Raw genomic sequence first — 13,850 nt, 5'->3', positions numbered from 1 at the left:
TTTTGTTTATGCACCGTCCGAATCGGCGTTATCTTCAGCTGGTTGATCGGCTTCTTGTTGAGCTTCTTCTTCAGCTTTCTTCTTCGCTTCTTCCTCGGCCTTTTTCTTAGCGGCAGCTTCGGCTTCAGCTTTCTTCTTCGCCTCTTCCTCAGCTTTTTTCTTAGCGGCAGCATCATCAGCGGCTTCTTGTTTCTTCTCTTCAGCCTCTTCCTTCGCTTCCTCCGCTTCTCGTTTCTTCTCTTCTTCTTCCTTCTTCTTCTTCTCTTCCTCTTCTTTTTCTTTCTCTTCTACTTTCTTCTTCTCAGAGAATGAACCAGAATCTTTGAAGTCTTTCGCAGTTACGCTAGAAGGTTGTTTGAAGCGGGCATTGACATTGAAAGCATCAGCATTAGCTGCATACGCGAGGTTCATCGTTTCTGACCAAATCCGTTGCGTACGTTGATAGTAACGACCATATCCATTACCATCTTTCATAGTGGCTAATTGTGTATCATAGCCAGACCATACTGCTAAAGTCACTTCAGGATTCGAACCAATCAAATATGAATCTTTTTGGTCATTGTTTGTACCTGTCTTACCTATCCAGTCCCCAGGGACATTAAACAATGAGTTTGCATAAGTGGCAGTACCTGATGTGAAGACGTCTCGGAGCATATCGACGACAAGGTATGATGTTCGGTCAGAGTATATCCGTGTTTTCTTTGGATTTGCCTCATAAATCGTCTCACCTTGATAATCAATACGTTCGACGAGATAAGGGTCTACATGTTCCCCGTAGTTAGCTAACATCGCATATGCAGAGGCTAACTTAATTGGTGTGACTTCGCCTACACCTAGTGCCATCGATGAAGCATTGCGGTTAACTTCCGAAACAGGGATGCCCATGTCGATTAATTTTTTGGTGTCCGCGTATTTTTGATTGTGTTCCTCATAAATCTTAACAGCTGGTACGTTTAAAGAAAGTTTTAACGCTTCGCGTACTGTGACAGGCCCTCGGAAATTTCCTCCCTCATTGGAGACCGATTTTTTATCTTGACCCGGACCAGTGAATTGGTAAAAATATTCTTCATCTACCACAACTGTAGCTGGAGTAATAAGACCAGCTTCTATAGCGTTCGGATAGACTAGAATTGGTTTTGCAGTGGAAGCGATTTGTCGGTTTGCATAAAATGCTCTGTTCAAATCATCCGGCTTACCATTCACATAACGACCACCCACAAATCCAAGGACTTTTCCGGTTTTGTTTTCAATCATGATAGAAGACGTTTGTTCAGGATATGTTTTATCATTTTCCTCAACGTACTGATTTGGACCGAAGTTCCCTGCATTTTTGGCGGGTTGTTGCATCGCTTCGTGAATCTTTTTATCAAGTGTTAGATGAATATTAAATCCGCCCTGACGTAGCATATTGTGAGCACGTTTTGCGTAGCTAGATCGAATTTCTTTCAGTTCTTTCGGTTCAAGGTCGTTCACATTGATTCCATCTTGCTTAATCAAATAGTCTGTGACGATTTCTCGTGTTTGAAGCTCGGCTTCATCAATAACGTACGGATATTTATCCCGCGGCTTCGACTGCGTCTTCATGAAATCTTGCGTAATGTCGTAGTTATAAGCGGCGTCATACTCTTCTTGCGTAATCTTCCCTGCGACGTACATCCGGTTCAAGACGGTCTTCATTCGGTTGACCGCACCTGACACATCTTCTTTAATGACTCCACCTTGGTAGTAAGGCGTATAGAAGAACGGGTTTTTTGGAATACCTGCTAAAAATGCTGCTTGTGGAAGCGTCAATTTCTCAGCAGAAGTGTTGAAGACGCCGTTCGCAGCGGCTTCGATTCCTGAAATGTTGCGTCCCATCGAGTTACGACCGAATGAGACGACGTTCAAGTAGGCATTTAAAATTTCATCTTTATCCATCGCTTTTTCAAGACGGAGGGCAAGTAAAATTTCTTTTGCTTTGCGTTCGAATGATACTTCGTTCGTCAGCATTTGGTTTTTGATCAATTGTTGCGTCAAGGTCGAACCACCAGTACGATCCTCTGACCCTGTCGCTTCTTGTAAGATTGCGCGTAGTGTTGCTTTCGGCACGACTCCGTCGTGTTCATAAAACTCGACGTCCTCTGTCGCGAGAAGCGCGTCAACGACATATGGTGATACTTTTTCCATTGGGATTGGAACTCGGACTTCATCGGTCGTGTAGTTCCCGATTCGTTCTCCGCTCCCAAAATAAATATTCGACGTCGACGTATACGTATTAATTTGTGACGTCATCGTTTTATAGGCAGGGGTCGGCATATCTTTAACAAGGGATGCGAAATATCCGACACCGATTCCGGCACCTAAAAATCCGATTAGTACAACAGAAATGATGGTGAGGAGTAAAACGTTCCACGACACATCATAAATCACATTGGCATAACGACGTGTTTTCATGGACGTCGGATTATTCCATAAGTCTCGAATCTTCTGCAGCATGACAGCCTCCTTAATATGGTGTAAAACTATTTTAGACAGTAATATATTCGATTATAGCACAATTTCAATCTACACCTTATCGTGAAACGGATGTATCGTGCAAGTTTCGATATGGGAGTTGACAAGTTGAAAACGATGCTTATAAAATGAATAGCATAGTCAACGATATAATGACGCAATGAAGAAAGCGAAGTAGTCGGTGGGCCTCTTGTCCAGAAAGCTAGTGGTTGCTGTGAACTAGCCAATGCCAAACGATGAATTACACTTTCAGAGCGTGCCTTCGGGCCGGTTCGAGACCGTTATCTCTCGCTCAAGCGGTCGCAAATTGCGACAAGTAGGGTGGTACCGCGGAATCTCCGTCCCTTCTCATATGAGAAGGGACGTTTTTTTATGTCAATTGAAGGAGTGGAACAGATGGAACTATTAAAAGATTTAGAGTTTCGAGGGCTTGTCAACCAAATGACAGATGAAGAAGGTTTAAAAGAACAATTGAAACAACCAACGACGTTGTACACGGGGTTTGACCCGACGGCAGACTCGCTTCATATCGGGCACTTGCTCCCGATTTTGACGCTAAAACGTTTCCAGCAAGCAGGCCATCAGGTCATCGCGCTCGTCGGTGGGGCGACAGGTATGATTGGAGACCCGTCTGGTCGTTCGGATGAACGTTCATTGAACACATTGGATACGGTCAAACTTTTCTCAGATCGCATCAAGGACCAGTTGAGCCGATTCCTTCCACTTGAAGGGGAAAACCCAATCACGATTCGCAACAACTACGAATGGACAGAAGAGATGTCAATCATCGACTTCCTCCGCGACATCGGAAAGCACTTCCCGATCAGTTACATGCTTGCGAAAGATTCGGTCGACTCGCGTATGGAGAACGGGATTTCTTACACAGAATTCTCATACATGTTGCTTCAATCTTACGACTTCCTGAAATTATACGAGACAGAGAAATGCCGTCTTCAAGTCGGCGGAAGTGACCAATGGGGAAACATTACGGCAGGTCTTGAATTGATTCGTCGTTTTGGCCATTCAGAAAAAGCGTTCGGTCTTACGGTTCCGCTTGTCACAAAGTCGGACGGACAAAAGTTCGGGAAGACGGCTGGCGGTGCAGTTTGGTTAGACGCTGACAAGACGTCACCATACGAGTTCTACCAGTTTTGGATCAACGTTGACGATGCGGATGTCATCAAGTTCATCAAATACTTCACGTTCATGTCGCATGAAGAGATTGAAGTGCTCGCGGCTGAAGTGGCAGAAGCGCCTGAGAAACGCGTGGCACAGCGCCGTCTTGCAGAAGAAATGACGAAACTCGTCCACGGAGAAGCGGGACTTGAGCAAGCGGAACGCATCACGAAAGCGTTCTTTAGCGGAGATTTGACGTCGCTCCAACCGGAAGACATGGAAGACGCATTTAAAGGAATGCCACAATTCGAACTCGACGGAGAGCGCAATATTGTCGACCTCCTCGTCGAAGCGAAAATCTCACCATCGAAACGTCAAGCACGTGAAGACGTGACGAACGGAGCGATTTACTTGAACGGTGAACGTGAACAAGCGCTCGATAAAGTCGTGACACGCGAAGACACGCTCGGTGAATTTACAATCATTCGTCGCGGTAAGAAGAAATACTTTGTGATTCGTCACGTATGATGACTACGTCCGTTCCTCATTTGTTGAGGAATGGACGTTTTTTGATGCATGACGAGCAGGCTGAATTTGATAAAATGGAGAAAGAGGAGGGCTGAAGATGGAAATCGAAGAATTTTTCGGCGATCAATTCCAGCAATGGCGCGAGCACTTCCGCTATTACGAAATGGCAATCACGGAGCTCGAGAGCGACCTTGGAATCATCGACTTGGATTGGCAGACGAGGCTCGGTTATTCACCGATTGAACACGTGAAGACGAGAATGAAGACGTTACCGTCCATCGTGCGCAAAATGAAGCGAAAAGATTTACCGTTAGAGGTTTCTGCACTTTGGGAACATGTACACGATGTGGCAGGAATCCGAATTGTCACGAGCTTCCGTGATGATATTTATGAGATTTTGAGACATCTTGAGGCGCGAGATGATTTAGACATCATCGAAGTCAAAGATTATATCGAACATCCGAAGCCGAGCGGATATCGGAGTTTACATCTGATTGTGAAGACGAAAGTCTATTTGGCGGAACGAATCATCTGGGTACCGGCTGAGATTCAAATTCGTACGCTCGCCATGGATTTTTGGGCAGCGACGGAACATAAGCTTCAATATAAATACCAGCATGATGTACCGGAATCATCTAAAGAAGAGTTAATAGAGGCAGCACTTATGGCGGATGCCCTCGATACACAGATGGGACGCATTCGACATGAGATATTAAAGAAATAAAAAAATCCCCTTCGGAAGAAGGGGATTAAAAGCATTAACGTGAGTAGTACTCGACGATCAATTGCTCTTTGATTTGGTCGTTAAGTTCAGCGCGTTCTGGGAGACGTACGAATGTACCTTCGAGTTTCTCAGCGTCAAACGATACGAAGTCTTTTGTAGCTGGTGCTACTTCAAGAGCTTCAGCGATTGCTTTAACGTTTTTCGACTTTTCGCGAACTGCGATAACTTGACCTGGTTTTACGCGGTAAGACGCGATGTCTACGCGTGATCCGTCAACTGTGATGTGACCGTGGTTGACGAGTTGGCGTGCTCCACGACGTGTGCGAGCGAGACCGAAACGGTAAACGAGGTTGTCAAGGCGTGATTCGAGCAAGAACATGAAGTTCTCACCGTGGATGCCTGGCATTTTACCAGCATCGTTGAAGATGCGGCGGAATTGCTTCTCGTTCACTCCGTACATGTGACGAAGTGCTTGCTTCGCTTGAAGCTGAAGACCGTATTCTGAGATTTTCTTACGACCATTTCCGTGTTGACCTGGTGCGTAAGGACGTTTTACTAATTCTTTACCCGTTTCGCTAAGCGAGATGCCTAAGCGACGCGAGAGTTTCCAAGCTGGACCTGTGTAACGAGCCATGATTGGATTCCTCCTTGTTGTTCATGTATTTTGCACAAAAGAACAACGGTGTCAAAGACGAGTAACGCCCCTTTCAAGGTGCAAGCACCTTCACTTGATAGCGAAGCTACGAGATGCCCCTCCGACAAAAGTCGAGGCCCGAAAGGTGGATACGTTTGTCAATGACTGCTATCGTCATTTCATGCACAAAGATGAGTATACGATGAAAGTAATCGCTTGTCAATCAAATAAAGCGAAGTAACGTCTCACAAAAACGCTCGAGGCCTTCACGGTCGACTTCAGAGAAGCGGTCAAATTCTGGACTGTCGATATCGAGGACGCCGATTGTTTTCCCATCGCGTACAAGCGGGACTACAATTTCAGAGTTCGAAGCCGCATCACAAGCGATGTGTCCCGGGAATTGATGGACGTCAGCGACGAGTTGCGTTTCTTGTGTAGCCGCGGCTGTTCCGCACACGCCTTTTCCGAATGCGATATGCACACAAGCTGGAAGACCTTGGAAAGGACCGAGAATCAAGCTATCCTCAGAGTTTGTTACGTAAAAGCCGACCCAGTTGATTCGGTCTAAAAATTGATTCAATAAAGCACTAGCGTTGGCAAGGTTGGCAACCGTATTTGTTTCGCCTTCTAATAAAGCAGCGAGTTGTTTATTTAAGAGTTCATAACCGGCCGCTAAATCGCCAGAATAGGATGTCGTTTGGAACATGTTGAATCCCCTCCATCTTTCTTGTTTTTAGAATTTAGCATTATGGTACACGCAAATTTCGGATTTGTCTTGCCTGAAAGTTCCGAAAAAATGAACAATCTCCACTGAAACCATTGGAAAACCTATGCAAATCATTGGTTCTATAATATGATTAGGTATATCTATTCTTATAAAATACTTCTTTTTTATATAAGGTACATAAGTCCACGAAAGCGGCTTGGAGGTTGTGACAAAGATGGATTACGGAATTTATGGATTAATCATTGGAATCATCGTCGTCGTATTAGGCGGTATGTTGGGGAGTATGCTCATTCGAAGGAATTTTTACCAAAAAATCGATGACTTGGATATGAGGAAACAAAGTGTGCTCAGCGCGAGCATACCGGTTGAACTTCAAAAGTTCAAGCAGTGGCCAATGGAAGGGGAAACGAAAGAAAAGTTTGATCGTTGGCATCAATCTTGGGATGAGTTGGTCAGTGTGCATGCAGGTCAAATCGATGAAGCGTTATACCGGGCCGAGGAAGACTTGGATAAATATCGCTTTATGAAAGTGAAGGCGGACTTGAATGCGACAGAGCAACTCATCGAAGAACTCGAGACGATGGTACACGCCATGCTCGATGAGATGGATGAATTCACGACACACCACACTTCGCTTATGGACATTGTGAAGCAAGACGAAAAGGAATTGTATCAATTCCGCAAAACATTGAATTCACAAAATCATGCGTTCGGACCGACATATACACTTGTTGAACAAGAAATTGCCGCCGCCGAGGCGAAACGCAGTGAAATGATCAACTTGAAACAAATCGGTCAAGTATCTGAAGCGTTTGAGACTGGACAATCCTTGTCAGATCAAGTCGGTCACATTCGTGAATTGATTCGAATCATTCCACAATTCGTACGTACGGTACAAGTGGAGTTAAAGCAACAGCTTCAACAGTTACGGTCTGGACATAAGGAAATGCAAATGGACGGGTACGCGCTCGAACCGCTCGGGTTGATGGATGAAATCGATCAAGCGGAAGAGCGTCGTGAAGAACTGATGGCTCGAATCGAACGATTAGAGTTCGATCACTTTGAAGAGGATATGCAACAGTTGAGTTCCGATATCGACCAGCTGTTTGAAGCGTTCCGAACGGAAGTCGATGCACGCCAATACGTGAAAAAAGAATTTGCAACGATTCAGGAGCGTGAGCGTCAGTCTGCTGAAGTCATGAACAACCTGCAATCGGAAATGTCTCGACTCGTCAGTAACTATGAGATTAACGCTCGCGTCGGTGAAGAGTTTGAACAGCTCGAGCGCGAGCGGACGACACTCACTGCGAACGTACTTGATATCGAACAAGCGCTTGTCGCCCAAATGTTACCGTTCAGCATGATTAAATCGAAAGTCCAAGAAGCGAAACGTTCGCTCGATCAATTCAATGCCATGCATGAACGATTCATCGAGGATACGAATTCGTTACGAAAAGAAGAACTCGAAGTACGACATAAGCTCGAAACATGGAAGAAAGAATTGTCAGCGCATCGACGCCTCTTGGCGAAAAGTGCGATGCCTGTCGTCCCGAATGACTTATCCAACGACTTACGCCAACTGCAAAAAGGTGTCCAGTCGTTAGATGAACAGTTCGATAAAGCGCCATTCAATATGACGTATATCGTAGGACTCAGTCATGATGTGGAAGAAATGATGGATCATTTCCGCGACCGTGTTCATGCGCTCATTCGTCAAGTGACGTATGCTGAACAGTTGTTACAATACGCCAACCGATTCCGTCGTCGTGACAACGAAGTACACATCGCTTTGACACTTGCAGAAAACAAGTTTTTGCATGGTGAGTACGGAACTGCCGTTGAAATCGGTGAGCGTGTGCTTGGTCGATTCGAAGAGGAAGGCGCGCACGAGATTCGTCGCCGTGTCGATCAAGGATTGGAACAGCAAGAGTTGCTAAAAAAATAAACAATGCATGAAGATTGACGGAAACGGGAAAAACGTAGACGTCAATCTTTTTTCAATCGAGGAGGAATCGTCAGATGGGTACGTTATGGGTTAATGGAAACATCTATACGTTGAATAAACCGGGTGAGATGATGCGTGCCATGTTTGTAGAACATGGTCGTATATTAAAAATGGGGGAAGAAGGACATCTCCGTCGTACATACGCCGGTCGAATTGAGGAGATTGTGAACTTAGAAGGAAAGAGTGTCTATCCTGCCTTCACAGACTCACACATTCACCTCGTCGGCTACGGAGAAGCGCTAGATCGTGTCGATGCAAGCGAGGCGACCAACCTTCGAGAATTACTTGAGACGATGAAACAACAAGGGTCGGATGACGACTGGGTGGTGGCTGAAGGATTTGATGATCGGTTACTTGGTGAAATGCCGACGCGTGACATGATTGACGAAGTCATTTCGGATCGTCCTGTCGTTTTGAAGCGTGTGTGCCGACATGTGGCCGTCGTGAACTCGAAAGGACTTGAGCGACTTGGTTTGATCCATCACACGGTCATCGAAGGTGGAAAACTTGGTCGGGACGACGAAGGGAAGTTGAATGGTGTCTTATATGATGCTGCGCTCGACCTCTTATATAAAGAGTTGAGTGGAAACCGAAAGAAAAATGCGGCGTCGCTGCGACGGGCGATCGACTCGTTGTTCGCGCACGGTATCGTCGGAGCCCATACCGAAGACTTGTTCTATCATGGAGACCCACTTGAAACGATTCAAGCGTATGAGGATGTACTGGGTGAAACGCCATTCCAAGCGCACCTTCTCGTTCATGAGCAAGTCGTGGACCGTGTGATTCAACATGACGCGATGACAAAGCGAAAGCGATTTGATTTTGGGGCGATGAAGTTGTTCGTGGATGGTTCATTTGGTGGTCGCACTGCCCTCTTGTCCGCTCCATACGCAGACGACCGGGGACAGCGTGGAATCGAAGTCCACCGACCGGATCATCTAGAGGCTCTCGTGAAAAAGGCGCGAACATACGGGATGAATGTCGCGGCCCACGTCATTGGGGATGCAGCCGTCGAACAGTTTGTCAGCCTACTTGAGAAGTATCCTGCTAAAAAAGGGACGCGTGACCGAATTATTCACGCTTCCTTGTTGAACGATTCGTTGATCAAACGCATCAAATCATTGCCTGTCCTGATTGACGCGCAACCGGTCTTCCTTTCAGACGACTTGGACATGTTGTTTGAACGACTAGGGAATGAGCGCGTTCACGACGTGTATCGGTTCAAATCACTCCTCGATACGGGGGCACTCCTATTAGGAGGAAGTGATGCTCCGATTTCATCCGTCGATGTTCGAAAAGGATTGTTCGGTGCAGTGGCAAGACAGTCATTTAAAGGATCGAGCACGTTAAACCCAAGCGAACGCCTGTCCATGTATGAGGCGCTTCGGAGCTTTACGTATTCACCACATGTCGCGACGGGCACTCACGGGAGAAACGGGTTATTGATTCAAAGTTACAACGCGAACTTCACGGTGTGGGACGAAGATTTCTTCACATTACAGGGAGAAGACATCCTTCAAAATCGTCTAGCCATGACGGTCGTCGAAGGAAAGCCGGTATATGAGGCAGAAGTCGTCACATCATAAACTAAAGAGGAGCCGATTGATCCAACTAGGGTCAACCGGCTCCTCTTGTGTATTAGAAGAATGAACGTTGTACTTTATGCCAGAACGAGTTCGTGCGTAGCTTGACAGTCTTAATGACTTTGTCAGAGAGTTCGATGTCGATTCGGTCCGTGTACTTCAAACTGAGCGCTTCGTTATCCATACCGATGATCGGGTAATCGTTTCCGTCTTCAACGATGCGAAGCGATAACTTCCGCGATTCGTGGACGATAAAGGAAGAGCCGAGTGTACGGTAACGGTTATTGTTGACCGAAGCGATTTCACTGACTTGCATACATGGAATGAGCGGGTCAACGACCGCGCCGCTCAACGATTTGTTATACGCGGTCGAACCGGTAGGAGTCGACACAACCATTCCGTCCCCACGGAATGTCTCGAAGTGCAAGTCATCAATATAGACTTCGATGGCGAGTGATTTAATGATACTCGATTTAATGGAAGCTTCATTTAAACAAAGAAGCGGTGTTGATTCGTTAATCGATGCAGAGAGTAGTGGATACTTGCGTACTTCTAGACCTTCTTCGATTCGCGTCGAGTTGTCCGAGAAGAGGCGGTCGACTTCATCGAGTTTATGTATGTCAAAGTCACAATAAAACTCGTTCAATCCGCGTCCGAATCCGACATAAATGGCATCTTGACGAAAACCAGTATAGCGAACGGCCTGTAAGAAGGCGCCGTCTCCTCCGACCGCAGCGATGATATTCGCATCTTCCGGTTGATTGACGATGTTAAACCCGTGTTTTTCCCCGATTTCTTTTAGCTTCTTCACTTCTTTAGTGAATTCGTTGACGTTACGATGGTACAAATAGACGTTATTTCTCATCTGAGTCATCCCCTTTGTCAATGGTGTCCCTCTTATTATAACGTGTTTCCTTCAACCAATATAGGGAAAACTGAAACAGAGCCAAAAGCAGGAAGTTTGTCAAAGGCTCAATTTCATCGATATGATGAGAAGGTAACTACAACAAAGGGGATGAGTTCATGCCAACATTTAAAGGGAACAACGTGACATTACAAGGAAATCCGGTAAAAGTGGGAGACCAGGCTCCTGACTTCCGCGTTTTGACGACAGCTCTAGAAGAAGTGACATTAGCAAGCTATCCGGGGAAAAAATTGATCAGTGTCATTCCTTCTATTGATACAGGCGTATGTGACGCACAAACGCGTGAGTTCAACGAGAAAGCATCATCACTTGGTGGAACAGTCTTGACTGTATCAAACGACTTGCCATTCGCACAGCGTCGCTGGTGCTCAGCCTCAGGTCTAGACAACGTGGTCACACTCTCTGACCACCTTGATTTATCATTTGCGAAAGCGTACGGCGTATTAATTGAAGAAATGCGTCTTCTCGCTCGTTCGGTGTTCGTCGTCGACTCAAACGGCGTCGTCCAGTACGTTCAATATATGGATGAAATGACGGATGAAGTCGATTTCGAAGCAGCACTCAAGGCGTTCGAACAAGCGAATTGATTCGTTTGGCGAAATTGATTAAAATAGCTTACACTAGTACGTGAACCGACCGGTCCTCTTATGGGGGCCGGTTTTGTATGGAAAGGATGAACGAAAATGGAACGTTTTGAACAACTGTATCGTGATTGGAAGAAAGAAGCGAAAAAACTTGTCAACGACCTTGATGTCTTACCGATTGAGGCACTCGTGCAAGTGTTTGACCATGTCGACATCGAAAATGAGAAGATGGATGACGTGCGAAAAGCCGTCAGTCTACTCGTGCTCGAAGAAACGACGCAACTCCCACCGAACAACCAACCGACACCGGATGCGGTCAGCTTGTTCATGGGCTATTTGGCAACGAAGTTACTCAAGGATGGCGCGACGATTCTTGATCTTGGGAGCGGAACGGGCACGTTGACGCATGCGGTCCTCTCGCAATTGAAAGAAGCGACGGCACAAGCGGTTGAAGTCGATGAATTGTTGCTTCGTCTCTCTTATTCAATCAGCAACTTATTAGGAGAGCCGGTTTCATACTTCCATCAAGACGCGCTCGCCCCGCTATTTGTCGAACCGAGCGATTTGTCACTTGCGGATCTTCCAATCGGTTACTACCCAAATGATGAAGTCGCGGACGAATACGATATGAAACGTGACGAAGGACACGCCTATTCTCATTTCTTGATGATGGAGCAGGCGATTCGTCACACGAAACCGGGTGGACACGGATTGTTCGTCATTCCGAACAATTTGTTTGAACAGGATGACGAAGGGAAATTAAAACAGTGGATGGACCGTGAAGCGGTTGTCAAAGGTGTGATTCAACTTCCGACGACGATGTTTAAAGACGAGCGGTATGCGAAAAGTTTGTTGCTCCTTCAAAAAGTAGGGGAGGGCGTCACACGTCCGAAACAAGCCTTATTCGTTGAGCTTCCGTCATTTACGGATGTCCGAGCAGTTGCCAATGTAGTGAAACAGATTGATGATTGGTTCAAAACAACGCAAAAATAATAGACAAAATACTTGAAAAAGGTATTCAAAATCAAGTATCTTCATTATGATACAGTTATCAGTTTTAAATTGAACAGATAAAGAAACGCGTTTAAAACGAAAGGTAAGAGGTGTATGACATGACGAAAATTATGGCAGTCAATGCTGGTAGTTCATCGCTCAAGTTCCAGTTACTCGAGATGCCAACGGAAGAGTTGCTCGCAGTCGGATTGGTTGAGCGTGTAGGGAAAGAAGATGCAATTTTTACAATCAAGTACGGTGAAGGACAGAAGTTCAACGTGGTCACACCACTTCACACGCACAAAGAAGCGGTTGAATTGGCATTAGAAAAATTGATCGAGCTTGATATCATTCAATCGTTCGACGAGATTTCTGGCGTAGGTCACCGTGTATTACACGGGAAAGAGTTGTATGCGGATTCGGTCGTGATCGACGACGAAGTCATGAAGAACATCGAGTCTTTCACAGAGCTTGGACCGCTTCACATCCCACCAAACTTGACTGGGATTCGTGCTTTCCAAACAATCTTGCCAAACGTTCCACAAGTTGCGGTATTCGACACGGCATTCCACCAATCGATGCCAGAAGAGAACTTCTTGTACAGTCTCCCGTATGAATACTATACAGAGCACGGTGTTCGTAAATATGGTTTCCACGGGACTAGCCACAAGTATGTGACACAACGTGCGGCAGAACTTCTCGGTCGTCCGCTCGAAGACTTGCGTTTAATCTCATGTCACCTTGGTAGCGGTGCGTCAATCGCAGCCGTTGCAGGCGGTCGCTCAATCGATACGACAATGGGCTTCACACCACTTGAAGGAATCACGATGGGAACTCGCTCGGGTTCACTTGACCCAGCCCTTATCCCATTCTTGATGCAAAAAACAGGGAAGTCTGCAGAAGACGTCTTGAACGTCATGAACAAAGAGTCTGGTGTCTATGGTCTCTCTGGTATTTCGAGTGACTTGCGTGATATCGAGCAAGCTGCTGCAGAAGGAAACCACCGTGCAGAAGTATCGTTAAAAATCTTCTCAAACCGTATTCACGGTTACATCGGTCAATATGCCGCTGAGATGAATGGTGTCGACGCCATCATCTTCACAGCAGGCGTCGGTGAAAACTCGGACGTCATCCGTGAGCGTATCCTTCGCGGTCTTGAATTCATGGGCGTTTACTGGGATCCTTCACTTAACAACGGTGCACGTGGCAAAGAGTTGTTCATCAACTACCCGCACTCACCAGTTAAAGTCATCATCATCCCGACGAACGAAGAGTTGGTCATCGCGCGTGACACAGTTCGCATTGCAAACCTCGTTGAAGAGCACGCATAAGATCACTCAAACCCACGTTACTTCGCGTAACGTGGGTTTTTTTGAGCCTTTTTTCCTAATGGCGTAGAGATTGAATGGGACAAATGATTTTCTGTTTGTAACATAAGGTGGATTATTTGCATCGTTTTGTAACATCTAAGTCATGAATTAACCATATATTGGATGTTAATTTATATAAAAAACTCTGCTTCGTTTCAAAATTGCGAT

General features: G+C 45.9%; 11 protein-coding genes and 1 other annotated feature. Of the genes, 7 read left to right on the top strand and 4 right to left on the bottom strand.

The window, feature by feature from the left end:
- Positions 1-6: 6 nt before the first annotated feature.
- Positions 7-2,475, bottom strand: a complete 2,469-nt coding sequence (locus tag KNO87_RS11730; protein ID WP_214795627.1) for a transglycosylase domain-containing protein — start codon at positions 2,473-2,475, stop codon at positions 7-9.
- A gap of 169 nt (positions 2,476-2,644) precedes the next feature.
- Positions 2,645-2,842 (top strand) — a binding site (T-box leader).
- 47 nt (positions 2,843-2,889) lie between these two features.
- Between KNO87_RS11730 and tyrS the strand changes: the two genes are divergently transcribed.
- Positions 2,890-4,137, top strand: a complete 1,248-nt coding sequence (gene tyrS / locus KNO87_RS11725; protein WP_214795629.1) for a tyrosine--tRNA ligase — start codon at positions 2,890-2,892, stop codon at positions 4,135-4,137.
- 97 nt (positions 4,138-4,234) lie between these two features.
- Complete coding sequence (locus tag KNO87_RS11720) at positions 4,235-4,861, top strand: GTP pyrophosphokinase (RefSeq protein ID WP_214787269.1); 627 nt, start codon at positions 4,235-4,237, stop codon at positions 4,859-4,861.
- A gap of 34 nt (positions 4,862-4,895) precedes the next feature.
- Here the strand turns inward: KNO87_RS11720 and rpsD are convergent, their stop codons facing one another.
- Together rpsD and KNO87_RS11710 are read right to left on the bottom strand one after the other, a co-directional pair.
- The gene (gene rpsD / locus KNO87_RS11715) at positions 4,896-5,495 is read right to left on the bottom strand and encodes a 30S ribosomal protein S4 (protein WP_074033444.1); all 600 of its coding nucleotides are present in this window, start codon (positions 5,493-5,495) and stop codon (positions 4,896-4,898) included.
- A 223-nt stretch (positions 5,496-5,718) separates the two neighbouring features.
- Complete coding sequence (locus KNO87_RS11710; protein ID WP_214795631.1) at positions 5,719-6,201, bottom strand: GAF domain-containing protein; 483 nt, start codon at positions 6,199-6,201, stop codon at positions 5,719-5,721.
- A gap of 235 nt (positions 6,202-6,436) precedes the next feature.
- Here KNO87_RS11710 and ezrA point away from each other — a divergent pair, with 235 nt between their 5' ends.
- Both ezrA and KNO87_RS11700 read left to right on the top strand, forming a co-directional pair.
- Positions 6,437-8,167: a septation ring formation regulator EzrA gene (gene ezrA / locus KNO87_RS11705; RefSeq protein ID WP_214795633.1), complete on the top strand. Its 1,731-nt coding sequence runs from the start codon at positions 6,437-6,439 to the stop codon at positions 8,165-8,167.
- Positions 8,168-8,241: 74 nt separating this feature from the next.
- A complete protein-coding gene (locus tag KNO87_RS11700; protein ID WP_214795635.1) occupies positions 8,242-9,813 on the top strand; it encodes an amidohydrolase in 1,572 nt (523 codons plus the stop codon).
- 52 nt (positions 9,814-9,865) lie between these two features.
- Here the strand turns inward: KNO87_RS11700 and KNO87_RS11695 are convergent, their stop codons facing one another.
- Positions 9,866-10,684 (bottom strand): NAD kinase, encoded by an 819-nt coding sequence (locus KNO87_RS11695; RefSeq protein WP_214694006.1) that lies wholly within the window; start codon positions 10,682-10,684, stop codon positions 9,866-9,868.
- Positions 10,685-10,833: 149 nt separating this feature from the next.
- On the opposite strand from KNO87_RS11695, the gene tpx reads away from it, so the two are divergent.
- From tpx to KNO87_RS11680, 3 genes are all read left to right on the top strand, one after another.
- Positions 10,834-11,322 (top strand): thiol peroxidase, encoded by a 489-nt coding sequence (tpx, locus tag KNO87_RS11690; RefSeq protein ID WP_214795637.1) that lies wholly within the window; start codon positions 10,834-10,836, stop codon positions 11,320-11,322.
- 96 nt (positions 11,323-11,418) lie between these two features.
- The gene (locus KNO87_RS11685; RefSeq protein ID WP_214795639.1) at positions 11,419-12,312 is read left to right on the top strand and encodes a class I SAM-dependent methyltransferase; all 894 of its coding nucleotides are present in this window, start codon (positions 11,419-11,421) and stop codon (positions 12,310-12,312) included.
- Positions 12,313-12,431: 119 nt separating this feature from the next.
- Positions 12,432-13,643 carry an acetate kinase gene (locus KNO87_RS11680; RefSeq protein ID WP_214795641.1) on the top strand — a complete coding sequence of 404 codons (1,212 nt, stop codon included), beginning with the start codon at positions 12,432-12,434 and terminating at the stop codon, positions 13,641-13,643.
- Positions 13,644-13,850 lie beyond the last annotated feature (207 nt).

It is taken from the genome of Exiguobacterium sp. s34 (assembly GCF_018617435.1).
Classification (GTDB): domain Bacteria; phylum Bacillota; class Bacilli; order Exiguobacteriales; family Exiguobacteriaceae; genus Exiguobacterium; species Exiguobacterium aestuarii.
The sequence above is the reverse complement of the archived record's forward strand: the minus strand, read 5'-3'. Positions and strand labels throughout refer to the sequence as shown.